This is a genomic window from Nonomuraea rubra, assembly GCF_014207985.1.
Classification (GTDB): Bacteria; Actinomycetota; Actinomycetes; order Streptosporangiales; family Streptosporangiaceae; genus Nonomuraea; species Nonomuraea rubra.
Genome location: NZ_JACHMI010000001.1, coordinates 6,277,361 through 6,303,001, shown reverse-complemented (window position 1 = coordinate 6,303,001; position 25,641 = coordinate 6,277,361). Strand labels below are relative to the sequence as shown.

Below are 25,641 nucleotides of genomic sequence, written 5' to 3'. Positions count from 1 at the left end.
GAGAATCGGAGTCGTTCGTGAGGCGAAGTGCAGCAGCGAGGATCTTAACGATCGTGGCCGCGATGGCGTTGCCGCTGGTGGTGCCGCTGGTGGTGCCGTCCGCCGCGGGCGCGCAGGCGGCCGACCCCCTGGTGTCGCAGGGCAGGCCCGTGACGGCCTCCTCGGTCGAGGCCACCGGCCTGGAGCCGGGCAAGGCCGTGGACGGCAGCACGTCCACCCGCTGGGCCAGCGCCGAAGGGGTGGACCCGCAGTGGATCCGGGTGGACCTCGGCTCCGCGCACGACGTCTCGCGGGTGCGCCTGACCTGGGAGGTCGCCCACGCCACGGCGTACCGGGTGCAGACCTCGCCCGACGGCTCCACCTGGAGCGACCTCTACTCCACCACCACCGGCGACGGCGCGGTCGACGACCTCACGGTCAGCGGCACCGGCCGGTACGTCCGCGTGTACGGCACGCAACGCGGCACCCCCTACGGCTACTCCCTGTGGGAGCTGGAGGTCTACGGAACCCCCACCGGCGGCGGAGGCGGCGGCACCCCCGTGCAGGCGAACGGGCAGCTGCGCGTGTGCGGCATCAAGCTCTGCAACGCCGGCGGCAAGCAGATCCAGCTGCGCGGCATGAGCAGCCACGGCATCCAGTGGTACAACCAGTGCCTCAACACCGCCTCGCTCGACGCCCTGGCGAACGACTGGAAGGCCGACGTCCTGCGCATCTCCATGTACATCCAGGAGGGCGGCTACGAGACCAACCCCAGGCTGTTCACCGACCGCGTGCACTCCCTGATCGAGATGGCCACCGCCCGGGGCATGTACGCGATCGTCGACTGGCACATGCTCACCCCGGGCGACCCGATGTACAACCTCAGCCGGGCCAGGACGTTCTTCACCGAGATCGCCCAGCGGCACAACGGCAAGCAGAACGTCCTGTACGAGATCGCGAACGAGCCGAACGGCGACGCCGTCACCTGGTCCGTCATCCGCGACTACGCCCACCAGCTCATCCCGGTGATCCGCCAGCACGACCCCGACGCCCCGATCCTGGTCGGCACCCGGGCCTGGTCGTCGCTCGGCGTCTCCGGCGGCGGCGACGAGACCGAGATCGTCAACAACCCGGTCAACGCCGCCAACATCATGTACACCTTCCACTTCTACGCGGGCTCGCACGGCACCGAGTACCTGAACACCCTCTCCAGGGCCGCCGACCGGCTGCCGATCTTCGTGACCGAGTTCGGCACCCAGAGCGCGTCCGGCGACGGGGCCAACAACTTCGCCAGGTCGCAGCAGTACCTCGACCTGCTGGCCCAGAAGAAGATCAGCTGGGTGAACTGGAACTTCTCCGACGACTTCCGCACGGGCGCCGTCTTCACCACCGGGACGTGCCCGAACGGCTCGTTCGCCGGGACGGGCAACCTCAAGGAGGCCGGCGTCTGGGTCCGCGACCGGATCCGCACCGCCGACGACTTCTGACCCCTCTGCGGTGGGGAGGGCGTCTCGCGGCGCCCTCCCCGCCGCTGCCCGTCAGGACTCCAGGCCGTTCCAGAACTCCGACAGCACGCGGGCCGCCCGAGCGGGGTCCTGCAGCATCCACCAGTGCCCGAGCCCGTCGAGCTCCACGGCCCGAGCGCCGGCGCGCCCGGCGGCACGGTGGCGGGCGGCGACGCTGCCGACGGTGACGTCCTCGGTGGGAACCAGGACCAGGCCCGGCCGGGCAGCGGCGGCGGGAAGATCGCGGCCACGCTCGACCAGCACGGGCGGCACCGCGGACCGGTACAGCGCGAGAATCGCCCTGCCCATGTCCGCGCCCTGCGCGAGTGCCACCTCACCGGCCGCCGGCTCGGGGATGCCCCATTCGACCATGCGCGCCGCCCGCTCGCCGGCGTCCCCGGCGAAGATCTCTCCGATGCTCCGCTCTCCCTCGCCGGGCGTCTGCCAGAGCTGTGCCAGCGGGTGCCAGACGAAGTCCGGCTCGTACCCGCCGATGGTGTCGCTGACCCAGCTGCGCAGCAGGTCGGGACGGGCCATCGCGACCTCGGTGACGTGCCCGCCTCCCCAGTCGTGACCGACGAGGTGCACGGGTCCGGCGAATCGCGAAAGCTCGGCAACGAGCCAGTTCCGGTAGTCCTCGATCGTGGCACCGAAATCCGCGGGCAACGGGGCGCCGAAGCCCGGAGGCGAGAGCCGGACCACCTCGTCATGCTGGAATGCGGACAACTCCTTGAGCAACGGTGTCCACACCGCGGACGTCACCGGGACACCGTGAACGAAGACAACAGTCATGGGAAAGCTCCTTTACACGCGATCAGAGCTGGGAGGCGCCACCGTCGACGGTGAGCTCGGCATTGGTGGTGTAGGTCGCCTCGAAGGCGAGGAAGGCGAATGCCCTGGCGACCTCGCCGGGCGTGCGCCCGGCCGCAGCATCGGAATCTCGGCGCTCAGCTGCGCCTTCAGCCGCGGCCGCGGGTCGTCGAGCGCAGCGCCGCCTTGCTGGCCCCGTACGCGCTGAGCGCCGCAGTGCCTTGACGTTCGCCACGGCGGTGGTGAGCACCACGCCGCCGCCCTCCGCGATCAGCGGAGCGAGTTTCTGCACCGTGAAGTACGGCCCCTTGGCGTTGATCGTCAGCAGGCGGTCGAACAACTCCTCGCTCGTCGCCTCGAACGGCGCGAAACCGTTCACGCCGGCGTTGACGAACAGGGCGTCGATCGTGCCGAACTCGGCCTTCACCCGGCCGGCCAGCGCCTCGAGGTCCGGCAGTGATCCCCCTCAGCAGTGGATTTCGTCCCGGCGGGATGGGCCTCGCCGGACGACTTCGAGTCAACCGCCTGCTGAGCTGGGCGTCCAAGTCCTGTTCCGCACCTCGTCATGCAGCGGCGGTATAACGGAAGGCGTGGATGACGAACCCCTGCCCACCCCGGCGGTCAGTCCCGGCCTGGACCTCGACCTGCGCCTGGTGCGGTACTTCACGGTCGTCGCCGAGCACCTGAACTTCGCCAGGGCGGCGGCGGCGCTGCACGTCGCCCAGCCCTCCCTGAGCCGCCAGATCCAGCGGCTGGAGGACGCGCTCGGCGTACGCCTGCTGGAGCGCACCACCCAGGGCAGCAGCCTGAGCGCGGCCGGCGCGGCGTTCCTCCCGCGAGCGCAGGCGCTCCTGCACACCGCCGACCAGGCGGTGCTCGCAGCCCGCGCCGCCGCGCCCCCGCGCACCATCACCATCGGCTACGTCGAGGACCTCGTCATCACCCCCGCGGTGCGGGACCTGCGCCGCCGCCATCCCGACGCCCACGTCCGCACCCGGCACCTGGACTCGGACGAGGCCCGCGCCCTGCCCGGCCGCCAGGTCGACGCGCTCGTCACCCGCACGCCGCTGCCGATCCCGGACGACGGCCTGGAGGTGACCGTCCTCTACGACGAGCCCCGGGTGCTCCTCGTCCCCGCCTCCCACCCCCTCGCCGGCAAGGAGTCCGTCAGCCCGGACGACTTCGCCCGCGAGCCCCTCGTCGCCTGCGCCGGCATGGCGGCGGCCTGGACCGGGTTCTGGCGGCTCGCCCCCCGCCCGGACGGAGCTCCGGCCCCGCTCGGCCCCATGCTCGCCGACACCTTCGAGGACAAGCTGGAGGTCGTCGCCGACGGCCGGGCCGTGGCCATCGTGCCCGCCGGCGACCGGCGCAGCACGCTCCGCGACGACCTCGTCACCATCCCCGTGGACGGCATCGAGCCGTGCCAGGTGGCCGTCGTCACCCGCGCCGGCGACCGCAACCCGCTCGTCGCCCGCTTCCGGGAATCCGCGAGAAACTGTCTCGCCCGCTGACGCGGGTGACGCGAAATTCGGTGGCCCCGTGCGGCGGTCGTCGTTACCGTGCCGGGGGTGATCTACGAGCATCCTCTGGCGTACGTGCTCGGCCTGGAGGGCATCGCCCTGATGCGGGCCTACACCGGCGAGCACGGCCGCGAGTTCGTCGAGGCCCGGCTGGCCGAGATCCGCAAGCTGATCGACGACGATTCCCTGGCCGGCGCCGCCGTCGAGGTCGCCCGCGTGGACACCGTGGCCGGTTACCGGATCTGGTCGCAGACCTACGACGGCCCCAACTCCGCGTTCGACCTCGACGAGCCCTTCATCAGGGAGGTCGTCGGCGCGCTGCCGGCCGGCGACGCGCTCGACGCGGGGTGCGGCACCGGCAGGCTGGCGGCCTACCTGGCGGGCCGGGGCCATCGGGTGCGCGGCGTCGACAGCTCGCCCGACATGCTGGAGCGGGCGCGGCAGCGGGTGCCGCAGGCGGAGTTCCTGCTGGGCGACCTGTCGTCGCTGCCGGTGCCCGACGAGTCCGTCGACCTGGTGGTCTGCTCGCTGGCGTTGACGCACGTGCCCGAGCTCGGCCCGGTGCTGGCGGAGTTCGCCCGGGTGGTGCGGCCCGGCGGGCAGGTGGTGATCGCCGACATCCATCCCGAGGGCGTGGCCAGGGGAGTGGTCCCGCCCGTACGGCTGCCCGGCGGACAGCCGGCCAGGGTGGCCACCTACCGGCACCTGGTCGGCGACTACCTGCGCGCCGCGCTGGCGGCCGGGCTCCAGGTGCGGCGATGCGAGGAGCCCCTGCACCCGCCAGGACAGCCGGGGGAGCGGACCGACGCCCCGGGGCCGTGGGACGTGTGGCCGTGGGCCCTGTACGGCCTGGCACCGGAGGCGGCGCACGCGGCCGTCGCCGGAACGCCGTCGATGTTGTTCTGGCACCTTCGGCGCTGACCGGGCGGCCGGCTAAAGATGATCTTTCGGGGGATGTGACGGGTGGCCGGCTTGGCTGGTCGCGTTCTTGATCGTCTATGCGAGGAGAGACGCGAGAGAGCTAATCTACAATGTAAAGGCGCCGGGTTGATAGTAAACCACTCGACTCTCAAAACACAGAAGCCGGCGACGTGATCAGACGCTGCCAGACAGATGTTGCTGGATGGCCGCCATGACGGCCTGGGGGGTCGCGGCGCGGCTGAAGGTGGCCACCACGATCTGTTCGTCCTCCTGCGGCTGTTCGAGGTGGCGGAAGGTGGCGATGACGTAGCCGAGGGCGTGGTCGAGCCGGTCGGAGGGATCGTACGTGCCGCCGGCGCGCAGCCAGCCGCGCAGGACCTGGTTGTGGGCGGCGACGACGGAGGCGGCCATGAGTTCGGCGCGTAGCCCGGCGTCGGGGGTGTCGCCCAGCCAGGTGCCGACGAACTCGCGGAAGAGCCGCTGGTAGCGGGCGACGCTGGCGATCTCGCGGTCGCGGAGTGCGGGGACCTGGCGTACGAGGCGGTAGCGGCGGAGTGAGACCTCGGCGTCGTCGACGTAGTGGGCGAGCACGATGCGGACGGCGTCGGTGATGGCGGCGATGGCGGTGCCGGCGGTGGATGCGCGGAGTCGTGCGTCGATCTTGTCGAGCAGTGCGTCGTGGTCGGGGAAGATGGCGTCTTCCTTGGAGCGGTAGTGGCGGAAGAAGGTGCTGCGGCTGACGCCCGCGCGTGCCGCGATGTCGTCGACGGTGGTGGCGTCGTAGCCGTTCTCGTCGAAGAGTGCCACGGCGGCTTCGGCGAGGCGGTGTTTGATGGGCGGTTTCGGCACAGGGGTCATTCTCCCGGGATTCGGGGGTGTTCAACCCGGACGAAACTGAGTACCGTGATTTTGGTACTGAGTCCTATCGGTGGTGGTGGATGGCAGCGCAGGACACCGCGGGCAGTCTGGCCCGTCTCAAGGAGCGCCTGGATGAGGCGGTGCATGTCGGTGAGGCGCGTGCGGCGGCCAAGCAGCACGCCAGGGGCCGGTTGACCGCGCGGGAGCGGATCGAGCGGTTGCTGGACGAGGGTTCGTTCGTGGAGCTGGATGCTCTGGCGAGGGGGTCGCTCGGTTACGGGGACGGGGTGGTGACCGGGTACGGGACGGTGGACGGCCGTCAGGTGTGCGTGTTCTCGCAGGACTTCACGGTGGCCGGGGGCTCGCTGGGTGAGGTGTACGGGCAGAAGATCTGCAAGGTGATGGATCTTGCGGTGCGCAACGGCTGCCCGATCGTCGGGATCAACGAGGGGGCGGGCGCGCGGATCCAGGAGGGTGTGGTCTCGCTCGGCCTGTACGGGGAGATCTTCCGCCGGAACATCCGCGCGTCGGGGGTGATCCCGCAGATCTCGCTCATCATGGGCGCGTGCGCGGGCGGCCATGTCTACTCGCCCGCGCTGACCGACTTCACGATCATGGTGGATGAGCAGTCGCACATGTTCGTCACGGGCCCGGACGTGATCAGGACGGTGACGGGCGAGGACGTGACGTTCGAGGACCTGGGTGGCGGCCGGGTGCACAACAGCCGCAGCGGCGTGGCCCACTACCTGGCCTCCGATGAGGACGACGCGCTCGACTACGCGCGGGCGCTGCTGGCGTACCTGCCGGACAACAACCTCGATGAGCCGTCGTATCCGCATGTGGAGGTGGATCTGGCGGATGATCCGGCGCTGGACAGGCTCGTCCCGGATTCGCCGAACCAGCCGTACGACATGCTGGAGGTGATCGGCGCGCTGGTGGACGACGGTGAGTTCCTGGAGGTGCAGGAGCTGTTCGCGCCGAACATCGTGGTGGGTTTCGGGCGGGTGGAGGGCCGGCCGGTCGGGGTGGTGGCGAACCAGCCGTTGCGGCTGGCGGGCACGCTGGACATCGACGCCTCGGAGAAGGCGGCCCGGTTCGTGCGCACGTGCGATGCGTTCAGCATTCCGGTGCTGACGCTGGTGGATGTGCCGGGGTTCCTGCCCGGTACGGGGCAGGAGTGGAACGGGATCATCCGGCGGGGTGCCAAGCTGCTGTACGCCTACGGTGAGGCGACCGTTCCGCTCGTGACCGTGATCACGCGCAAGGCCTATGGCGGCGCGTACGACGTGATGGGGTCCAAGCACCTGGGTGCGGACGTCAACCTGGCGTGGTCCACCGCGCAGATCGCGGTCATGGGGGCGCAGGGCGCGGTGAACATCCTGCATCGCAAGCGGCTGGCCGCCGCCGATGATCCGGACGCGCTGCGGGCCGAGCTGGTCGCGGAGTACGACGACACGCTGGCCACCCCGTATCTGGCGGCGGAGCGCGGTTACGTGGACAAGGTGATCCGGCCTGGTGAGACGCGGCGCGAGGTGGTCCGGGCGTTGCGGTTGCTGCGTGGCAAGCGTGATGTGCTGCCGCCGAAGAAGCACGGGAACATCCCGCTGTGAAGATCGTCAAGGGTTCTCCGACGGCCGAGGAACTGGCTGCTCTCGTGGTGGCGCTGCGGGCCGTGCGGCGGGCGCCGGCGCCGTTGCCCGTGGCGCGCCGCGTGTTGCGGCGTCCTGTCGTGCCGGGGCCGGGCGGTTGGCGGGAGTCGCGATGGAGTGTGGGAGGACGGTTGTGAGTCTGCGTAAGGTGCTGGTCGCCAATCGGGGGGAGATCGCCGTCCGGGTGGTGCGGGCGTGCCGGGATGCCGGGATCGGTTGCGTGGCCGTGTACGCCGATCCGGATCGGGACGCGTTGCACGTGCGCCTGGCCGATGAGGCGTACGCGCTGGATGGGCAGTCGCCTGCCGGTACCTACCTGGACGTCGCCAAGCTGCTGGAGGTGGCCGCTCGTTCCGGGGCTGATTCCGTGCATCCCGGTTACGGTTTCCTGGCCGAGAACGCCGCTTTCGCCGAGGCGGTGATCGGCGCGGGTCTGGTCTGGATCGGCCCGCCTCCGTCCGCGATCGTGGCGCTGGGTGACAAGGTGCGGGCCCGGCACATCGCGCAGAAGGTCGGTGCGCCGCTGGTCGCCGGGACGTCCGATCCGGTGGCGGATGTGGGCGAGGTGGTGGCGTTCGCGGAACGGTTCGGGTTGCCGGTTGCGATCAAGGCGGCGTTCGGTGGTGGCGGGCGTGGGCTGAAGGTGGCGCGTTCGCTGGAGGAGATTCCCGGCCTGTACGACAGTGCCGTCCGTGAGGCGGTGGCCGCGTTCGGCCGGGGTGAGTGTTTCGTCGAGCGTTATCTTGATCGTCCTCGTCATGTGGAGACGCAGTGCCTGGCGGATGTCCACGGCGACGTGGTCGTGGTCTCCACCCGGGACTGTTCGCTGCAGCGGCGTCACCAGAAGCTGGTGGAGGAGGCTCCTGCGCCGTTTCTCACGCGGGAGCAGGAGGTGCTGCTGCGTGAGTCGTCCAAGGCGATCCTGCGTGAGGCCGGATATGTCGGGGCGGGTACGTGTGAGTTCCTGGTGGGTCAGGACGGCACGGTCTCGTTCCTGGAGGTCAACACCCGGCTTCAGGTGGAGCATCCGGTGACCGAGGAGGTGACCGGGATCGATCTTGTCCGCGAGATGTTCCGCATCGCCGAGGGGGAGCCTCTGGGGTATGACGATCCGGCGCCGCGCGGGCATTCCATCGAGTTTCGCGTCAATGCCGAGGATCCGGGGCGTTCGTTCCTGCCCGCTCCGGGGACGATCACGCGCTGGCGTGCCCCTTCCGGGCCCGGTGTCCGGCTCGACAGCGGGTACGAGGTGGGCGAGTCGGTGCCGGGTGCCTTCGACTCGCTGGTCGCCAAGCTGGTCGTCACCGGTGCTTCCCGGGAGCAGGCGTTGCAGCGTGCCCGCCGTGCGCTGGCGGAGTTCGAGGTGGAGGGCATGCCGACGGTGCTGCCGTTTCACCGGGCCGTCGTGAGCGAGCCGGCTTTCACGGCCGAGCCGTTCGCGGTTCACACGCGGTGGATCGAGACCGAGTTCGACAACCGGATCCCGCCCTACGCCGGGCCTGTCGCGGAGGGCGAGGCGGTGCGGCGGGAGCGTGTCACCGTGGAGGTGGCGGGCAAGCGCCTGGAGGTCGTGCTCCCGGCCGGGCTCGGCGGGGGCGGGGGCGCGCCGAAGGCCGCGGCCGGCCGCCGGGTCAGGAAGGCGGCGGCGCCTGCGGCGGGTGGTGGAGACGCGCTGGTCAGTCCGATGCAGGGGACGATCGTCAAGGTGGTCGCCGCCGACGGTGACAGTGTGGCGGCGGGTGACACCGTCGTGGTGCTGGAGGCCATGAAGATGGAGCAGCCGCTCACGGCGCACAAGGACGGGGTCGTGGTCGGGATGGCGGCCGCGGTGGGGGCCGTGGTGGCGGCTGGCGCGGTGGTCTGCGAGATCAAGGATCCGGTGTGAGGGGTCGCCCGGTTTATTGGCTGGAGGGGCTGGTCGCGGCGCTTGTACAGTGATCTCCGGCCGGCCGGGGGAGGGGATCATGCGCGTGCAGTATCCGCGTACCTCTCACCTGCCGTGGTCGCCCGGGGTGAGCCCTGACGATGTCCGTGCGGGTGATCTGTCGGGGTTGCGCGGGCGTGAGGTCGTGGTGACGGAGAAGCTCGACGGGGAGAACACCACGCTGTACGCGGACGGGCTGCATGCCCGGTCGCTGGACTCGGGTCATCATCCGTCGCGGGCGTGGGTGAAGGGCCTGCAGGGGCGGATCGGCGGGCGGATCCCGGCGGGGTGGCGGGTGTGCGGGGAGAACGTGTTCGCCCGCCATTCCATCGCCTACCAGGGGCTGGAGAGCTGGTTCTACGGGTTCTCGGTGTGGGACGGCGATCGTTGCCTGGACTGGGATCGGACGGTCGCCTTCTTGCGGGGGCTGGGGATTCCGGTGCCGCCGGTGTTGTGGCGTGGCGTGTTCGACGAGCGGGCGCTGCGGGGGCTGCGGCTGGATCCGGAGCGGCAGGAAGGGTACGTGGTGCGGGCCGCCGGCGGGTTCGGGCGGGAGGAGTTCGCGGGGCGGGTGGCCAAGTGGGTGCGGCCGGAGCACGTGCGGACGGGGACGCACTGGATGCACGCCGCGGTGGTGCCGAACGGGCTGGGAGCGGGGGCGGCGCTGTGGTCGGTGCGGTCCGGGGCGGCTCCGGACGCGGGTGCTCTGCTGGCCGCGCTGGGCGTCGAGACCTCGATCGAGGCGGGGTCGGGGGTGGCGGCTGAGGTGGCGGCCCGGCTGGACGCGATCGGGCGGTGGGGGGACGCGCGGCTGGCGGGGGTGCTGGCGGCGGTGCTGCACGCCCGGCCGCGGGCCTGGGTGGCGGCGCGGCTGGCGGGGCCGCTGGGCATGGCGGCGGCCCGGCGGGTGGCGGACGTGGTGGGGTTGCACGGCGGGCTGCGCCGCCCGTTTCCTGATGAGGAGCGGCAGACCGGGTTGCGGCGGATGGCGCTGGCGGCCGATCTGGGGGTGCTGCATGCGGTCGCGGCGTCCGTTCCGGCGGGCGGGCTCGACGGCGAGGCGCGGGAGCAGGTCGAGTGGTCGGCGCTGCATGCCGAGGAGGCCGGGCTGCTCGGCCCGGACCCGCTGGGGCCGTTACGGGCGGGGTTGCGTGCGGAGCTGGCCGGGCTGGGCGCGGAGGTGGCCGACCGGTGCTGGGCGGAGGCGCGCGAGGCCTGGGTACGGGGCAGGCTCGCCACGGCCGGGGAGGCCGTGGCGGCGACGTGGCGGTGGCGGGCCGGGCGGTTTCCCCGGCTGGTGCAGCTGGCGGGGCCGTCGGGCAGCGGGAAGAGCACGTTCGCGGCGGGGCTGAGCGGGATCGACGCGTACGTGTCGCTGGACGACCTGCGCGAGGCGCGCGGTTCGCGGTCGGATCAGCGGGCGAACCAGGAGGTGCTCGGCCAGGCGCTGGACCGGCTCGACGCCGCCCTGGCGGCCGGTGGCACGGTGGTGTGGGACGCCACCTCGCTCACCCCGCACCAGCGTGGCCTGGCCGGCGGCGTGGCGCGCCGCCGTGACGCGCTGACGACGCACGCGGTGCTGCTGGTGGAGGAGGACGAGCTGCACCGGCGCAACGCCGGCCGCGCCCATCCGGTGCCCGCGCACGTGCTGGCCGGGCAGGCGCGCCGGTTCGTGCCGCCGTATCCCGGCCAGGCCCATCGCACGTGGTACGTCGGGGCGCGCGGGACGGTCGAGGACGTGGACGGCGTGCTGGCCGAGCGGGAGGCATGATGCGGACCAGCGAGGAGATCTACCACCGGATCCGCTGGGATGCGAGGTTCGACGCGTCCCGGTTCGTCATGGGGGTCGGCCAGCGTGAGGCCGCTCCCAAGCGGGTCGCGCTGGCCGCGTTCACGCCGGGAGGGGACATTCCCTGGCACCGGGTGCTGTTCGTCGAGGCGGACGGCGAGCTGGTGTGGGACCGGGCCACGGGGCTCGACCGGCTCGACACCTGCGAGGCGGGCCGGGCGCGGGAGGCGCGCCTGCTGCGCCCGCCGTTCTTCACGGCCTCGACCCCGCACGCCTGGGACGCGGCGGGCGGCTGGCGTCCCGCCGCCGGGGGCGGGCCCGGCGCGCGGGCGGAGGTGCGCGTCCTGACGTGGAACACGTTGTGGGACCGCTACGACAGCGACCGCATCGACACCGCCCGCCGGCGCCCGCTGCTGCTCGCGGCGCTGCGGGAGTCCGGCGCGGACGTGATCGCGCTGCAGGAGGTCGAGCCCGCGCTGCTGTCGATGCTGCTGGCCGCCCCCTGGGTGCGGGAGGGGTACACGCTCGGCACCGACCCGTACGGCACGGACGTGGACGACGGCGGGCTGCTGCTGCTCAGCCGGCTGCCCGTGCGGGAGGCGGCGCGGCACGAGCTGGGCCCGCACAAGGCGGTGGCCGCCGTCGTGGTGGAGAGCGCCGCCGGGCCTGTCACGGTCGCGGTCACCCATCTGACCAGCGATCATTCGGCCGACGGCGCGGCGAGGCGGCGGGCCGAGCTGGCCGCGATCGCCGAGGGGCTGGCCGGCGTGGACGGCGACGTGGTCCTGGCGGGCGACTTCAACGACGGCACGGACACCCCGGCGGCGGCGCTCGGCCTGCGGGACGCGTGGGCGGAGGCGTACGGGCCCGACGGGACGCCGACGTTCGATCCGGCCGTCAACCCGCTGGCGGCGCTGTCGTCGCGGTCCGGGCGGGCGGCGCGGCTGGACCGGATCCTGCTGCGGGGCAGGCCGCGGGTGGTTTCGGCGGCGTTGCGGGGTGACACGCCGGATCCGGCGGGGCTGTACATTTCCGATCATTTCGCGGTGGAGGCGGTGCTCGACCTCACGGGTGCGGCCGGGGAGCGCGGGGTGCTCGACGTGGCGCCGACGGCGCGGACGGCGGTGGCGTGGCTCCCGCCGGACGAGCTGTGGCCGGCGATCCAGGAGGTGCGCCAGGCGCGTGATCCGCAGGTCCGCCGGTGGCCGCCGCACGTCAACCTGCTCTTCGGGTTCGTGCCGGAGTCGGAGTTCGAGGCGGCGGCGCCGTTGCTGGCCGCGGCGGCGGCCGAGGTGGGGCCGTTCGAGGCGAGGCTGGAGGGGGTGCGGGTGTTCCGTCATCGTGATCATGTGACGGCGTGGCTCGATCCGGCCGCCGCCGATCCTGCTCCGTGGGAGCGGCTGCACGAGGCGTTGCGGCGGCGGTTCCCCCGGTGCGGGGGGCGTCCCGAGGGGTACACCCCGCATCTGACGCTCGGGCGTACCGAGGATCCCCTGCGGGTGGCGGCGATGCCGGCGCGGGTGGGGGAGCTGGTGCTGCTGTCGCGGCGGGGTGATGAGCCGATGCGTGCGCGGGCCCGGGTCACGCTGGGCACGGGTGAGCTGCGGTGGCTGCCTGATGCGGTGGCCGAGGGGAACGCGCCGGTCGCCGGTTCCGAAGGGGTGCTGCGGCGGCTGGAGGAGGTGCTGGCGCCCGGGGTGGTGCATGTCGCGGGGTCGCGGCGGATGGGGTGCGAGCTGCCGGGCGCGGATCTGGACCTGGTGGTGGTGCTGCCGGGCGAACCGGATCTGGCCGAGGTCGAGGCGCTGGTCCGCGCGGCGCTGCCGGGGAGTTCCAGGGTGCGGCGGGTGGTGGGTGCCCGGGTGCCCGGCCTGCGGTTGCGTACGGGCCGGCTGGACGTGGATCTGACCGTGGTGCCGTCCGGCTCGGTGCCGCCGTCGCGGGCCGTCGATCGGCGGGCCGAGCTGGGCCTGGCGGCGGCGACCGCGCTGAGCGCGGTGAGCGACGCGGTCGCCGTCCGCGCGGCGGCCGGCGACGACCATGAGCGCTTCGCTCGTCTGGCCAGGCAGGTGAAGGCGTGGGCGCGGGCGCGCGGGCTGGACTCCGCCCCGTTCGGCGGGCTTCCCGGCCTGGCCTGGACGGTCATGGCCGCGCGGACCGTGCACGGCGGCGGTGACCCGCTGAGCCGGTTCTTCGGGACGTGGGCCGCGTGGAACTGGCGGGACCCGATCGGCCTCGGCCCTGCTGCTGCTGTTGCTGAGCCGGCGCCCGTCGTGGTGCTGACGCCGAGCGCGCCCGTGCGCAACTGCGCCCGCCAGGTCACCGCCGGCGGGCTGGAGCTGCTCACCCAGGAGCTGTACCGGGCCTGGGAGCTGGTGGAGGACGGCCGTTCCGCCGAGCTGGCCGCGCCGCCGCCGCTGCACCGGCGGCACGCGGCGTGGGCGGTGGTGACCGTGCGCTCGGCGGAGCTGGACGTGCTGCTCGGCCGGGTCAGGGGGCGGATGCTGGAGCTGATCGGCGCCCTGGAGGAGGCCGGGGTGGCGGACGTGCATGCCTGGCCGCGGCCGTTCGACAGCGGGCCCGGGCACGCCCGGTACGCGATCGGGCTGGGCCGTACGCCGCCGTCGGCCGAGCGGCTGGCCGGGATCGCCGGCCGGTGGGCCGGGGACCTGCCCGGCGTGACGGTCGAGCGCGCCGGCGGCGGGGCGGTGCCCACACTGCGCTGAACGCCACGTATGCGCCCGCACGGACCTGCCGCCCGGCAGGCGGTCGCGCTGCGCGGCATCCTGGCGCTCACCGGTTCGACGCCGCGGTCGCCGGGCATGCCTCAGCGGGGAACCCGCGCTTCAGCATGGTGTTCGACCCGGCCGACGTCGAAGGGTACGCCTGGTGTGCGGAGGAGATCGTCGCGCTGATGCGCCGGGTCGACCACGCCTTCGACCCCGGCGACCTGGGCGCCGTCGCGGAGGTGGTCGAGCCCGTCACGCACCCCTATGAGCTCGAACGCGCCACCCGACCCCCCGCAGCAAGGAACGGAGCCCCCACGTGACGAGCGAACCACGCACCATGACCCGCGACGACCGCAAGGTCCTGGCCAGCACCCTGGCCGGCACCACCATCGAGTGGTACGACTTCTTCATCTACGCCCAGGCCGCCGGCCTGGTGTTCGGCCCGCTCTTCCTGGCGCCGGTCAACGAGCGGGCCCCCGGCCTGGCCACGCTCATCTCGCTGGCCACGATCGGCATCAGCTTCCTGTTCCGGCCCCTCGGCGCGATCATCGCCGGCCGCTACGGCGACCGCCTCGGACGCAAGCGCATGCTCGTGCTGACCCTGCTCCTCATGGGCGCGGCCACCACCCTCATCGGCCTGCTGCCCACCTACGAGACGATCGGCGTGGCCGCGCCCATCGCGCTCATCCTCCTGCGCATCCTCCAGGGCTTCTCGGCCGGCGGCGAATGGGGCGGCGCCGCCCTGCTGGCGGTGGAGCACGCGCCCCGCGAGCGCCGCGGCTGGTGGGGCGCCTTCCCCCAGATCGGCGTGCCGATCGGCCTCATCCTCGCGACCGGCGTCCTGTGGATCATGAGTACGGTCACCACGCCGGAGCAATTCCAGGCGTGGGGCTGGCGGGTTCCGTTCCTGCTCTCCCTGACCCTGATCGTTCTCGGCTACCTCGTGCGGCGGGCCGTCGAGGAGAGCCCCGTGTTCAAGGAGCTGCAGCAGCGCACCAGGACCTCCGCCGCGCCGCTGCGCGACCTGTTCCGCGGCCACACCCGCAACGTGCTGCTCACCGCGCTCATCTTCGTGGCCAACAACGCCGCCGGCTACCTGATCATCGCCTACTTCATCAGCTACGGCACCGCCACGCTGGGCCTGCCCCGGCCGTCGGTCCTGCTCGCCACCGTCGCCGGCTCCATCGGCTGGCTGGTCTTCACCCTGTACGGCGGGGTGCTGTCCGACAGGATCGGCCGGGTGCGCACCTTCCAGATCGGGTACGCGCTCGTGTTCGCCTGGATGATCCCGCTCTTCCTACTGATGGAGACCCGCGACATCTGGCTCTTCACGCTGGCGATCATCGTCCTGACCATCGGGCTCGGGCTGTCGTACGGGCCGATGTCGGCGATGTACGCCGAGATGTTCCCCGCCTCGGTGCGCTACTCCGGCGTCGCCATCGGCTACGCGCTCGGCGCCATCCTGGGCGGCGCCTTCGCCCCCACGATCGCCCAGGCCCTGGTGCAGGGCACGGGATCGGCTCTGTCCGTCGGCGCCTACATCATGGTGCTCTGCGTGATCTCCCTGGCGGCCGTCACGGCGGTCAAGGAGCCCAAGGGGACCGATCTGGGGCTGGGCGAGCGGCCGCTCGCCTGACGAGGCGATCCCCCCGGCGTCGGGTCGTGGTCAGCGCTTGGGCGCCGGGGGGAGCTGGAGCGTGGACTTGTCCGGGTCGAGCTTGGTGGTCACCGTGCTCGCGGGCGGGGCCTTGATCGAGACCTTGGTGCCCCACCTGGTGTAGCGCATCTCCATCGCGGTCTTGCTCACGCCCGCCTTCGCGCTCTCCAGCCGCGTGGTCAGCTTGACCGGCAGGCCCGAGGAGCCGACGGCGAGCGTCCAGTTCACCTTCACGCTGGAGTCGAGCTTCCACCACATGGTGGCGCGGGACCAGTCCGAGGCCTTCAGCAGGTCCTTGACGCTCATCGACCCCTTGTACGCCGACCCGCTCCGCTTGGAGCGTGCCAGCAGCACCTTCAACGTGCTCGGGTCGGCCGCGTTCACGAAGCCGCCGAACATGGAGGTCATGCCGCTCGTCCACCCCGGCGACTGCTTGAACCACGTCTTGCCGTCGGGCAGGCCCGCGCTCATCGGGCCGCCGCTGACGTAGGACGTCCGGCCGATGCGGATCGTGCGCTCCGGCTTGCCCATGGCGGCGGCCAGGCCGTTCGGCTCGTCGCCGCCGCCGAAGTCGTCGGCCGGCTTATCGTCGCCGGTGGCGAGCTTGCCGGTGACGTCGGAGGCCGCGATGCCCTTCTTGCCGAACTGCAGGCGGCCGGTCTGGGTGAGGAGCGCGGACTCACCGTACATGCGGAACGAGAACGACACGCCCTTGCCCGCCGCGAGCTGCGCCCGCAGCGCCGCGAGCGGGTCCTTGGGGGCGGCCACGGCGGGCGTGGCGGTTAACAGGAGGGCGGCGCCCGCGGCGGCGCCGATGATCGTCTGCTTCATGACGCGCGATCATCCTGGATCCAGATCACGAATCGGGAACGCTTCAGGTTGTACGGCAGCCGAGCCGTCAGGCCGGCCTCGGCCGGGCCGGCGGACGGGGGCGGTTCGCCTCGGCGAACCTCCCCTACTCTGTGATGGGCAATCGCCTGGTCTGGTGCGGAGGGCTCGGTTGGGGGGATGGGTGGCGGACACCGGCTGGCACCCGCCGGAGAATCAGGTGACGCTCCTGGGGCGGCGTGGCGAGCGCGAGGCGATCGAACGGCTGCTCAGCAGGGCATGGTCCGGGCGCAGCGGCGCGCTGGTGATCCGCGGTGAGGCCGGCATCGGCAAGACCGCACTGCTCCGGCACGCCCGCGGCACCGCGGCCGGGTTCCGGGTGGAGCACGCGACCGGCATCGAGTCCGAGGCGGGGTTCGCCTACGCCGGGCTGCACCAGTTGTGCGCGCCGCTGCTGGACCGGCTCCCAGCGCTGCCCGGCCCGCAGCAGGCCGCGTTGGGCGTGGCGTTCGGGCTGCGCGCCGGTGACCCGCCGGACCGGTTCCTGGTCGGGCTGGCCGTGCTCGGCCTGCTGGCCGAGGCCGCCGAGGAACGGCCGCTGCTGTGCCTGGTGGACGACGCGCAGTGGCTGGACGAGGTCTCCGCGCAGACCCTCGGGTTCGTGGCCCGGCGGGTGGAGGCCGAGCGGGTGGCGCTGGTGTTCGCGCTGCGCGACTCGCGCACCGACCCGGGCGGCACCGAGCTGTTCGGCCGGCTGCCGGACCTGGGCCTGGGCGGGCTCAGTGACGCGGACGCGCGGGCGTTGCTGGCCACAGCGGTCAGGACGCCGCTGGACGAGCAGGTGCGCGACCGGATCATCGCCGAGGCCCGCGGCAACCCTCTGGCGCTGCTGGAACTGCCCCGGAGCGCGCAGCCGGCGAAGCTGGCGGGCGGGTTCGGGCTGCCGGACGCGCTGAACGTGCCGCGCCGGGTCGAGCAGAGTTTCCAGCACCGGTCGGCCGGCCTCCCGGCCGACACGCAGCTGCTGCTGCTGGTCGCGGCGGCCGAACCGGTCGGCGATGCGGACCTGATGTGGCGTGCCGCCGAGTACGTGGGCATCGGCACCGAGGCGGCCACGCCGGCGGAGGCGGCGGGGTTGCTGGAGATCGGCACCCGGGTGCGGTTCTCGCATCCGCTGGTGCGCTCGGCCGTCTACCGGGCCGCCGTACCGGCTGAGCGCCGGCGCGTGCACCGGGCGCTGGCCGAGGCCACCGACCCGCGGACGGACCCTGACCGCCGTGCCTGGCACCGGGCGCAGGCGGTGCTCGGCAGCGACGAGGAAGCCGCCGCCGAGCTGGAGCGCTCGGCCGGGCGGGCACGCGCCCGCGGCGGGCTGGCCGCCGCGGCCGCGTTCCTGGAACGAGCGGTGGCGCTGACCCCCGGCGCCGCCGGCCGTGCGCGCCGGGCGCTGGCCGCCGCGCAGGCCAAGAACCAGGCCGGCGCACCGGACGCCGCGCTGGAGCTGCTGACGGTCGCGGCGGACGGGCCGTCGGACGCGCTGCACCGCGCCCGAATCGAGGTGCTGCGCGCCCAGATCGCCTTCCACACCATCCGGGGAAACGAGGTGCCCGGCATGCTGCTGGACGCGGCCAAGATGCTCGCACCGCTGGATGCCGCGCTGTCCCGCGAGACCTACCTGCAGGCCATCGAGGCGTCCTTCCACGCCGGTCGCCTCGGCCGCGGCCGAGGGTTGCCGGAGGCGGCGGAAGCCGCCCAGACCGCCCCCGCCCCCACAACGCCGCCACGGCCGGTCGACCTCCTGCTCGACGGCCTGGCCGCGAGGTTCACGCAAGGGTACGAAGCCAGCGCCCCCGGCCTGCAGCGGGCGCTGCGGATGTTCCGCGGCCATGAGCCCCGGGCTGAGGACGACAACCGTCGCTGGCTGTGGCTGGCCTGCCACGTCGCGGCCATGTTGTGGGACGACGAGGCGATCTACGCGCTGGCCGGACGCATCGTCCGGCTCACCCGCGAAGCGGGCGCGCTGGCCACGCTTCCCGCCGCGCTCAACGCCCTGGCCACCGTGCTCGTGCACACCGGCGAGCTCGCCCGCGCCGCCGAGCTGGTCGCCGAGGAGCACGCGATCACGCAGGCGACCGGGGCCCCGCCGCTGCCCAACGCCAGGCTCACGCTCGCCGCCTGGCGCGGCCGGCAGCCCGAGACCGCCGAGCTGTACGCCGCCATGGTCCGCAACGCGACGGAGCGGGGCGAGGGCGCGACGATCGGCCTGGGCCAGTACGCGCTGGCGGTGCTGCACAACGGCCTGGGCAACTACGACGACGCGCTCGCCGCCGCGGCGCCGCCGTGCGAGCACGACGAGCTGGCGAACAGCAGCGTCGCCCTGCACGAGCTCATCGAGGCGGCGGTGCGCGCCGGGCAGCCGGCCCGCGCGGCCGCCGCCCTGGAACGGGTCAGCCCGCGGGCCCGCGCCAGCGGCACCCAGTGGGCCCTCGGGCTGGAGGCACGCTCGCGGGCGCTCACCAGCACCGGGCCGGCCGCCGAAGCCCTGTACCGCGAGGCCGTCCAGCGGCTCAGCGAATGCCGGATGGCCACCCACCTGGCCCGCGCCCACCTCGTCTACGGCGAATGGCTACGCCGCGAAGGCCGCCGCCAGGACGCCCGCGAGCAGCTTCGCACCGCCCACGAACTGCTGTCGGGCATGGGCGCGGAGGCGTTCGCGGCACGCGCCGCCCGCGAACTGCGCGCCACCGGTGAGCAGCCGCGCAAGCGGACGGTCCAGCCGGCCGATGCGCGCACCGCCCAGGAACTGCTCACGGCGCGGGAGCTGCTCATCGCCCGGCTGGTGGCCACCGGGGCCACCTCCGGTGAGATCGGCGCCCAGCTGTTCCTGAGCCCGCGCACGATCGACGCCCACCTGCGCAACATCTTCCGCAAGCTCAACGTCACCTCTCGCCGGCAGCTCAGGAACCTGCAGCTTCCCTGACGGGCGAACAATGTGCAACCCCTTGGTTGCGCGATGCCCGGCGCATGTGCAACCCTGGAGTTGCACATGAGTGAAGCGGCAACGAAGGAGCACACCATGATCGGTGACCGGATCGAACGTGAGATCGTCATCGCCGCCAGTCCCGAACGGGTCTGGCCGCTGGTGGCCGAGCCCGGGTTCTGGGCGGCCGACGACGAGACCTTCCGCGGCACGACGGTCACGGAAGGCCAGTCGCTGGTGGTCAGGAACGCCGAGCACGGCGACTTCCCGATGCGGGTGGAGAAGGTCGATCCGCCGAGGTACCTGGCCTGCCGGTGGGTGAGCGCGTTCCCCGGTGAGGAGTTGCGCGAGGGCAACTCCACGCTGGTGGAGTTCACCCTGACGCCCGAAGGTGAGGGCACCCGGTTGCGGGTGGTGGAGAGCGGGTTCGCGGCGCTGCCCACCTCCGAGGACAACCGCCGCAACATCGTCGACGACCACACCTCCGGCTGGAAGCAGTGCTTCGACGCGCTGGCCGCCCGCGCCGGGTGACCGGCCGTCATGGCTGAACGCGCCGCCGACACCGCCGACGTCGTCGGCGACGTCCTCGCCGCCCTGGCCGACCCGACCCGCCGGCAGCTGCTGGACCTGCTCTCCGCCAGCGGCCAGGCCTCCGCGACGACGCTGGCCGACGGGCTGCCGGTCACCCGCCAGGCGGTGGCCAAGCACCTGGCCGTCCTGGAGGCGGCCGGGCTGGTCGAGAGCGTGAAGGTCGGCCGCGAGGTCCGCTACGCGGTGCGCCCGGAGGCGCTGGAGACGACCGCCCGCTGGATGGCCGCGCTGGCCGCCGACTGGGATCGCCGCCTGGCCAGGATCAAACGTTTCGCGGAAGCGGCCGAGGAGAGCCTGCACCGTACCAAGGAGTGATCATGAAGAACGCCACCATGCCGTCCGTCGTCGACCGCGGCAGCTTCCAGGCCGAGCTCGACCGCCTGCGTACCAGGGAGAAGGCGCACACCCGGGAGGGCGACGCGATCGCCGCGGCCCGGCGGCGCCTGCCCATGGTCGAGGTGGACGCCACCCTCGAGCTGATCGGCCCGCACGGGCCGGTCAGCCTGCTCGACGCCTTCGAGGGGCGCCGCCAGCTCATCGCCTACTACTTCATGTGGAACCCCGGCCGGCCCGCGGCCGAGCAGTGCGAGGGCTGCACGTTCTACACCACCCAGATCGGCGAGCAGGCCCACCTGCACTCGCGCGACATCACGTTCGCGGTCCTGTGCCAGGGCCGCAACGTCGCCTCCGGCGGAGCCGATCCCCAGGCCTCCTACGAGGCGAGCCTGCGTTACCGCGACTTCATGGGCTGGCAGCTGCCGTGGTACTCGGCGCAGCCGTCCCTCGACGCGCTGCTCGCCGGCCGCCAGGCGGGGCTGTTCCACCTGATCTGCTACCTGCGTGACGGCGACCGGGTGTTCGAGACGTACTGGACGACGCGGCGCGGCGTGGAGGCGATGGACCACAGCTACGCGCTCATGGACCTGACCGCGTACGGCCGCCAGGAGCCGTGGGAGGACTCGCCGGACGGCCGCCCGCAGGAGTGCACGAACCTGCGCACCGCCGCCGGCCCGCCCGGCTGGCCCGCGGCGGACTGGCCGGGCGGACGGCCCATCGCCCAGTGGCCCCGGCTCGCCGCCGGACGCTCCGACGACCTCGGCCCCGCGGGACCGCCGCACCAGCAGTCCGGCCACTGCCACTAGCGGGTACGCCCGACACCGGCCCGGCGTCGTCAGAGCTCGTGGTCCCGGGCCAGGTCCTCCCAGCGGATGGCGCGAAGGGCCGGATCGGCGCCGTCGCCCGACGGGACGTCCGGGGCGGGCTGGAACCACACGACGGTGAGGGCGGAGCGGTACAGCACCGGGTCGTGGTCAGGGGCGACCGCCGCCGAGCGGAAGGCGCCGACGCAGGCCACGGACGGCAGCACCTCGACCGGCCCGAACCCGCCCGCGGTCAGGTCCGGATACTCGCGGGCAGGCGGGAGGAGATGGACCGGCGTGGCGGGAAAGGCGCGCTCGGCGGCCCGCAGGAGCCCGCCGATCACCATGTCGTTGACGGGCCTGCACGGATAGCCCTCCAGCATCCCGCCGTAGGTCGACGACAGCCGCAGCTCGACGAGCTCGATCGGACGGCCGGACGACAGGACGATGCTGCTCAGCGACATGCCGGCACCCTACTCACAAGATCCACGCTCCAGCCGTGGGGTCAGGCCTGGAGGAGGGTGGCCGCGAGGATCCCGGCGAGCCACTCCTCGCACTCGGCCTCGGTCCACCCGCAGACCTCGGTCAGCTTCTCGAAGTTCTCCGTCGAGGTCAGGACGTAGATCTGCTCGGCCGCTCTGGCCGGGGTGAGGCCCGGCCGCAGGGCCCCGAGCGCGTGCAGGTGGTGGGCCGGCCCGTGGCTGCCTTTCAGCCTCTCGCGTTCGATGCCGGCCAGGACCTCCTGGAGCCCCGCGTCGGACGGGGAGGCGGCGGCGGCCGCGCGCAGGACGCGGTGCACGGGCTGGATGCGGCGGAGGATCCCGGCGGCCATGGCGGCGTACCGGGCCAGCTTGCGGGCGGGGTCGGGCTCGTCGATGATCGCCTGGACCTCGGGGCGGTCGCTCTGCGGCAGCGGCCGGGCGTCGCCGGCCAGCGTGATGTCGTAGACGAGCTTGGCCAGGGCGGGTTTGCCGCCGGGGCAGGAGGTGTAGAGCGTCTGGGGTGCCACGCCGGCCTCGCGGGCGACCTCGGCCATGGTCGTGTCGGCGTAGCCCTTCCTGATCATCAACTCCCGCGCCGCGGCCGCGATCTTCTGCCGCGTGGCCTCGGCCTGCTCCTGCCGGAGAGCGCTGGAGTAGGGGCGGCGCTTCTTCTGCTCAGTCATCGCGCACCATGATTTCAGAACAATATTGACTAGAAGCGTATCTAATGAAATAGTCCGCTTCTAGTCGAAGCTGCGCCTCGCCCGGGCGGCCGGGGGAGTCAGCTCAGCGCGGCCGCCTTGCGCAGCAGCACCGAGCGTTCGCGCTGGTTGGCGCACAGCCGCGCCGCCAGTTCCAGCTCGGCGCGCGCCTCCGGCCGGCGTCCGAGCCGGGCCAGCAGCTCACCGCGTACGGCCGGCACCAGATGCGAGCCGGGAAGCCGGTCCGAGGCGACCAGCTCGTCCACGATGGCCAGGGCCTGCGCCGGACCCGAGGCCATGGCCACGGCGACGGCCCGGTTGAGCTCGACCACCGGCGAGGGGGCGACCCGGCCGAGCGCCTCGTAGAGCAGCACGATCCGGTCCCAGTCGGTGGCCTCGACCGAGGGCGCCGCGGCGTGGGCGGCGGCGATCGCGGCCTGCAGGCCGTACGGGCCGAGACCGCGCGTGGCGGCCTTGGCGAGCGCGGCCAGCCCGCGATGGATCGCCGAGAAGTCCCACCGCCGCCGGTCCTGCTCGTCGAGCAGGACCGGCGAGCCGTCCGGGCCGGTGCGGGCCGGGAAGCGCGCGGCCGTCAGCTCGCACAACGCCAGCAGGCCGTGCACCTCCGGCTCGTCCGGCTGCAGCGCGGCCAGCGTGCGGGCCAGCCGGATCGCCTCGTACGCCAGCTCCGGGCGCAGCAGCCGGTCGCCCGACGTGGCCGTCGACCCCTCGGTGAAGATGACGTAGAGGACGCTGAGCACGCCGCCCAGTCGCTCCCGGCGCTCGGCGGCCGGCGGCAGCTCGAACGGCACCCCGGCCGCCGCGATCGTCTTCTTGCCCCGGGTGATGCGGGCCTGCACGGTCGGCACGGGGACGAGGAACGCGCGGGCGATCTCCTCGCTGGACAGGCCGCCGACCACGCGCAGGGTCAGCGCCACCCGGGCCTCGGGGGAGAGCACCGGGTGGCAGCTGATGAACATCAGCGCCAGCACGTCGTCATTGATGCCGTCGGGATCGAACTCGTCCTCGATCGCCGGGCCGGCCGCCAGCAGGGCGTATCGCTCCTGGAGGGCGGCCCGGCGGCGGATGGCGTCGATCGCCCGCCGCCTGGCCGTGGCCATCAGCCAGCCGGCCGGGCTCGCCGGAGGGTCGAGCGGCCACGAGGTCAGCGCCTCGGCCACCGCCTCCTGGGCCGCGTCCTCGGCCAGCCCGAAATCGCCGGTGAACCGGGTCAGCGCGGCGACGATCCGCGCCGACTCGATCCGCCAGACGGCCTCGACCCCGGCCGCCGCATTCATCGGCTCCGGCCGCTCTCGCGCCCGGCCGGCCGCGTGGTGATCACTGCGGGACCTCGTCGCTCCCGGGCACCCGCCGCACCTCGACCTTGGCTCCCGGGGCCGCCGGAACCCGCCTGGCCCACTCGACCGCCTCCTGCTTCGAGGCGACGTCGAGCAGGAAGAAACCCCCGAACAGCTCCTTGGTCTCGCCGTACGGCCCGTCGGTGACCACCGGGGCCTCGCCGCTGAAGTCGACCACGACGCCCTGGCCGGGGTCGTCCAGCCCTTCCGCCGCGAGGAGCACGCCGGCCTTGACCATCTCCTCGATGAACTGGCGGGTCCTGACCATCATCGCGTCGATGTCGGCCATCATGGCCGCGTTCGACTCGTCGGTGCCCCGCATGATCAGCAGGTACTTCGGCATCGCGTGCTCCTCGTCCGGCGGGGCCGCCTCTCGGCCCTCGCACCCCAAGGTCGAACGAGCGGCCCGCGGATCGACACGGCCCGGCGGAAAGTTTATCGCCGCATCTTTGGAGGGCTAGAGACGCTCGGTGAGCCGTACGGTCACCACGTCCCCGGCGGCCTTGCCGATGGCGCGGCGCAGCGGGGCGGCGATGGGCAGCTTGTGGGTCCCGTCGCCGAGCGCCATGAACGAGCTGGTGAACGGATGGCCGTCGACGGTGCCGGTCACCTTGACCAGGCCGCGGGTGCCGAAGTACGCGGCCGAGCCGGCCATGACGACATAGGTCCATCCGCCCTTGGCCGGGCTCTGCTGCAGCGCGGCGGTGAACTCGCGGTCGAGCGGCCCGGGCTTCGTGGGGTCGGTGTTCATCAGGTGGTCCCTTCGGGTTGTCAGTGCAGGAGGCCGAGCACGGCCCCCACGAGCAGCAGTTTCAGTAGCCAGTCCCCGGCGTGCAGCACGGCGGTGACCACCGGGACGCGTTCCCACAGCACCGAGCCGGTGAGCAGGATGAGCGGGAAGCCCACCCACATGGCGACGGCGAGCAGCAGAGCCGAGGGCCAGCTCAGCAGGTCGGCCTGTGCCGCGATCCAGGCGAACACGCCGGCGAGCAGCGCGGTCCGCAGCAGCTCCACGGCGGCCTTCCACGGTGCCGGCCGTCCCCGGTCGGGCGCCGCGGCACCCAGCCGGCGCCGCTCGAACGGCGTGGCCACGGCGTAGTAGACGGAACTGGTGATGAAGGCCGCGACCGCGGCGAGGGTGATTCCCAGAGCAAGCATCTCGTCCCCTCTTTCAGTACTGAGAAGTACTTTATTCTTCGGGTTATAGTACCGTCAAGTACTTAAGGAGGGCGGATGTCGCAGGAGGTACGGCGGCCACGCGGGCGCCCGGCAGGCAGCAGCGGTGCGGACCTGCTGGCCATCGCCCGCGAGGTGTTCCTCACGCAGGGCTATCCCGGCGCGACGATGGACCAGGTGGCCGCCCGCGCCCGGATCTCGAAACAGACGCTCTACCGCGAGTACCCCTCGAAGGAGCGGCTGTACGCGGCGGTGGTCCGCGACTGGGTCGACCGCGGCTACGACGCCATGCGGCCGCACACGCAGGCGCTGACCGAGGCCACGGACCTGCGGGCCGGCCTGCTGCGGCTGGCGCACGTCATGCACGCGGGCGTGCTGAGCGAGCCCGTGCTGCGCATGCGGTCGCTGGTCGCCACGGAGTCCGCGCGGTTCCCGGACGTCGCCGCCGACTACGTCACGCGCAGCTGGACCAGGAACACCCGGCTGCTCGCCGACGCGCTCGCCACCCTGGCGGCGCGGGGCCTGATCAAGGCCGACGACCCGCTCGTCGCCGCGCAGCAGTTCACCTGGCTGGTGCTCGGCGACCCGCTCAACCGGCTCACGCTCGCGGCGAGCTCCGGACCGGCGGACGACGGCGAGCTCGCGCGGCAGCGCGAGGAGGCGGTCACGACGTTCCTCAGCCGCTACGGCCTGCCGGCCGGGCACTGAGGACGACGGCGGCGGTCACCGCGGGCCGTTGATCGTGAACGCCTGCCGCACCCCGTCCGGCCAGGCCACCCGCACCAGGTCGCCGGCCGCCTCGGCCTCGGGCAGCGGCACCCGCTCGTCCAGGACGGCGGCACTGATCGCCCAGCCGTCCTCCGCGATCCCTTCCAGGACCGGGACGCGGGCCTCGCCGGTGAACGCGGTGCCCTGCGGCGCCGGCGAGAGCGAGCTGCTGGTGTAGCCGTGCAGGCCGGCCAGCGTGGAGCCGGGGGCCGCCCAGCCGGTCTGGCGGACCCGAGGCCAGGCGCCGGGTCTGGCCGGGGGTGAGGGGAGTGGCGCC

26 protein-coding genes are annotated in these 25,641 nt (G+C 73.0%); 16 read left to right on the top strand and 10 right to left on the bottom strand.

Features of this window, described 5'->3' with window-relative positions:
* The first annotated feature begins 62 nt into the window (after positions 1–62).
* Positions 63–1,466: a cellulase family glycosylhydrolase gene (locus HD593_RS28730; RefSeq protein ID WP_185105141.1), complete on the top strand. Its 1,404-nt coding sequence runs from the start codon at positions 63–65 to the stop codon at positions 1,464–1,466.
* 51 nt (positions 1,467–1,517) lie between these two features.
* Here HD593_RS28730 and HD593_RS28725 read toward each other — a convergent pair whose 3' ends face one another.
* Together HD593_RS28725 and HD593_RS28720 are read right to left on the bottom strand one after the other, a co-directional pair.
* Positions 1,518–2,276, bottom strand: coding sequence for an alpha/beta fold hydrolase (locus HD593_RS28725; protein WP_185105140.1), 759 nt, complete (start codon positions 2,274–2,276; stop codon positions 1,518–1,520).
* Between the two features lie 22 nt (positions 2,277–2,298).
* Complete coding sequence (locus tag HD593_RS28720; RefSeq protein WP_281402730.1) at positions 2,299–2,733, bottom strand: SDR family oxidoreductase; 435 nt, start codon at positions 2,731–2,733, stop codon at positions 2,299–2,301.
* A 151-nt stretch (positions 2,734–2,884) separates the two neighbouring features.
* Between HD593_RS28720 and HD593_RS28715 the strand changes: the two genes are divergently transcribed.
* Positions 2,885–3,805: a LysR family transcriptional regulator gene (locus tag HD593_RS28715; protein ID WP_185105139.1), complete on the top strand. Its 921-nt coding sequence runs from the start codon at positions 2,885–2,887 to the stop codon at positions 3,803–3,805.
* A gap of 57 nt (positions 3,806–3,862) precedes the next feature.
* A complete protein-coding gene (locus HD593_RS28710) occupies positions 3,863–4,735 on the top strand; it encodes a class I SAM-dependent methyltransferase (protein ID WP_185105138.1) in 873 nt (290 codons plus the stop codon).
* A 174-nt stretch (positions 4,736–4,909) separates the two neighbouring features.
* On the opposite strand, the gene HD593_RS28705 is transcribed toward HD593_RS28710, so the two are convergent.
* Positions 4,910–5,584, bottom strand: a complete 675-nt coding sequence (locus HD593_RS28705) for a TetR/AcrR family transcriptional regulator (RefSeq protein WP_185105137.1) — start codon at positions 5,582–5,584, stop codon at positions 4,910–4,912.
* A gap of 89 nt (positions 5,585–5,673) precedes the next feature.
* Between HD593_RS28705 and HD593_RS28700 the strand changes: the two genes are divergently transcribed.
* From HD593_RS28700 to HD593_RS28670, 7 genes are all read left to right on the top strand, one after another.
* A complete protein-coding gene (locus HD593_RS28700) occupies positions 5,674–7,203 on the top strand; it encodes an acyl-CoA carboxylase subunit beta (RefSeq protein WP_185105136.1) in 1,530 nt (509 codons plus the stop codon).
* Positions 7,200–7,379 carry an acyl-CoA carboxylase subunit epsilon gene (locus HD593_RS28695; protein ID WP_185105135.1) on the top strand — a complete coding sequence of 60 codons (180 nt, stop codon included), beginning with the start codon at positions 7,200–7,202 and terminating at the stop codon, positions 7,377–7,379. Before HD593_RS28700 ends, HD593_RS28695 begins: the two co-directional genes overlap by 4 nt.
* Positions 7,380–7,381: 2 nt before the next feature.
* Entirely contained in the window at positions 7,382–9,127 is a 1,746-nt protein-coding gene (locus tag HD593_RS28690) for an acetyl/propionyl/methylcrotonyl-CoA carboxylase subunit alpha (protein ID WP_185112194.1), read from the top strand.
* A gap of 79 nt (positions 9,128–9,206) precedes the next feature.
* Positions 9,207–10,937 carry an RNA ligase family protein gene (locus tag HD593_RS28685; protein WP_185105134.1) on the top strand — a complete coding sequence of 577 codons (1,731 nt, stop codon included), beginning with the start codon at positions 9,207–9,209 and terminating at the stop codon, positions 10,935–10,937.
* On the top strand, positions 10,934–13,681 hold the full coding sequence (locus HD593_RS28680) for an RNA repair domain-containing protein (RefSeq protein WP_221525020.1): 2,748 nt from the start codon (positions 10,934–10,936) through the stop codon (positions 13,679–13,681). The genes HD593_RS28685 and HD593_RS28680 overlap by 4 nt, the downstream gene beginning before the upstream one ends.
* A gap of 125 nt (positions 13,682–13,806) precedes the next feature.
* The gene (locus tag HD593_RS28675) at positions 13,807–14,004 is read left to right on the top strand and encodes a hypothetical protein (protein ID WP_185112775.1); all 198 of its coding nucleotides are present in this window, start codon (positions 13,807–13,809) and stop codon (positions 14,002–14,004) included.
* Between the two features lie 17 nt (positions 14,005–14,021).
* A complete protein-coding gene (locus HD593_RS28670; protein WP_185112192.1) occupies positions 14,022–15,320 on the top strand; it encodes an MFS transporter in 1,299 nt (432 codons plus the stop codon).
* 30 nt (positions 15,321–15,350) lie between these two features.
* Here HD593_RS28670 and HD593_RS28665 read toward each other — a convergent pair whose 3' ends face one another.
* Complete coding sequence (locus HD593_RS28665) at positions 15,351–16,172, bottom strand: hypothetical protein (protein WP_185105133.1); 822 nt, start codon at positions 16,170–16,172, stop codon at positions 15,351–15,353.
* 181 nt (positions 16,173–16,353) lie between these two features.
* On the opposite strand from HD593_RS28665, the gene HD593_RS28660 reads away from it, so the two are divergent.
* From HD593_RS28660 to HD593_RS28645, 4 genes are all read left to right on the top strand, one after another.
* The gene (locus tag HD593_RS28660) at positions 16,354–19,149 is read left to right on the top strand and encodes an ATP-binding protein (protein WP_312903775.1); all 2,796 of its coding nucleotides are present in this window, start codon (positions 16,354–16,356) and stop codon (positions 19,147–19,149) included.
* Positions 19,150–19,215: 66 nt separating this feature from the next.
* A complete protein-coding gene (locus HD593_RS28655) occupies positions 19,216–19,680 on the top strand; it encodes an SRPBCC domain-containing protein (protein WP_221525019.1) in 465 nt (154 codons plus the stop codon).
* Positions 19,681–19,689: 9 nt separating this feature from the next.
* Complete coding sequence (locus HD593_RS28650; RefSeq protein WP_185105131.1) at positions 19,690–20,055, top strand: ArsR/SmtB family transcription factor; 366 nt, start codon at positions 19,690–19,692, stop codon at positions 20,053–20,055.
* A 2-nt stretch (positions 20,056–20,057) separates the two neighbouring features.
* Positions 20,058–20,882: a DUF899 family protein gene (locus HD593_RS28645; RefSeq protein WP_221525018.1), complete on the top strand. Its 825-nt coding sequence runs from the start codon at positions 20,058–20,060 to the stop codon at positions 20,880–20,882.
* A gap of 29 nt (positions 20,883–20,911) precedes the next feature.
* Here HD593_RS28645 and HD593_RS28640 read toward each other — a convergent pair whose 3' ends face one another.
* The 6 genes from HD593_RS28640 to HD593_RS28615 form a co-directional block, all read right to left on the bottom strand.
* The gene (locus HD593_RS28640) at positions 20,912–21,343 is read right to left on the bottom strand and encodes a hypothetical protein (RefSeq protein ID WP_185105130.1); all 432 of its coding nucleotides are present in this window, start codon (positions 21,341–21,343) and stop codon (positions 20,912–20,914) included.
* A 41-nt stretch (positions 21,344–21,384) separates the two neighbouring features.
* Positions 21,385–22,044, bottom strand: coding sequence for a TetR/AcrR family transcriptional regulator (locus HD593_RS28635; protein WP_185105129.1), 660 nt, complete (start codon positions 22,042–22,044; stop codon positions 21,385–21,387).
* Positions 22,045–22,142: 98 nt separating this feature from the next.
* Complete coding sequence (locus HD593_RS28630; protein WP_185105128.1) at positions 22,143–23,360, bottom strand: RNA polymerase sigma factor; 1,218 nt, start codon at positions 23,358–23,360, stop codon at positions 22,143–22,145.
* A gap of 40 nt (positions 23,361–23,400) precedes the next feature.
* Positions 23,401–23,763 (bottom strand): YciI family protein, encoded by a 363-nt coding sequence (locus HD593_RS28625; RefSeq protein WP_185105127.1) that lies wholly within the window; start codon positions 23,761–23,763, stop codon positions 23,401–23,403.
* A 114-nt stretch (positions 23,764–23,877) separates the two neighbouring features.
* Positions 23,878–24,171, bottom strand: coding sequence for a DUF1905 domain-containing protein (locus HD593_RS28620; RefSeq protein ID WP_185105126.1), 294 nt, complete (start codon positions 24,169–24,171; stop codon positions 23,878–23,880).
* A gap of 20 nt (positions 24,172–24,191) precedes the next feature.
* Positions 24,192–24,578 (bottom strand): DUF1761 domain-containing protein, encoded by a 387-nt coding sequence (locus HD593_RS28615; RefSeq protein ID WP_185105125.1) that lies wholly within the window; start codon positions 24,576–24,578, stop codon positions 24,192–24,194.
* A 75-nt stretch (positions 24,579–24,653) separates the two neighbouring features.
* On the opposite strand from HD593_RS28615, the gene HD593_RS28610 reads away from it, so the two are divergent.
* On the top strand, positions 24,654–25,304 hold the full coding sequence (locus tag HD593_RS28610; protein ID WP_185105124.1) for a TetR/AcrR family transcriptional regulator: 651 nt from the start codon (positions 24,654–24,656) through the stop codon (positions 25,302–25,304).
* Between the two features lie 28 nt (positions 25,305–25,332).
* Positions 25,333–25,542, top strand: coding sequence for a hypothetical protein (locus HD593_RS61915; protein WP_246549837.1), 210 nt, complete (start codon positions 25,333–25,335; stop codon positions 25,540–25,542).
* The last annotated feature ends 99 nt before the right edge of the window (positions 25,543–25,641 follow it).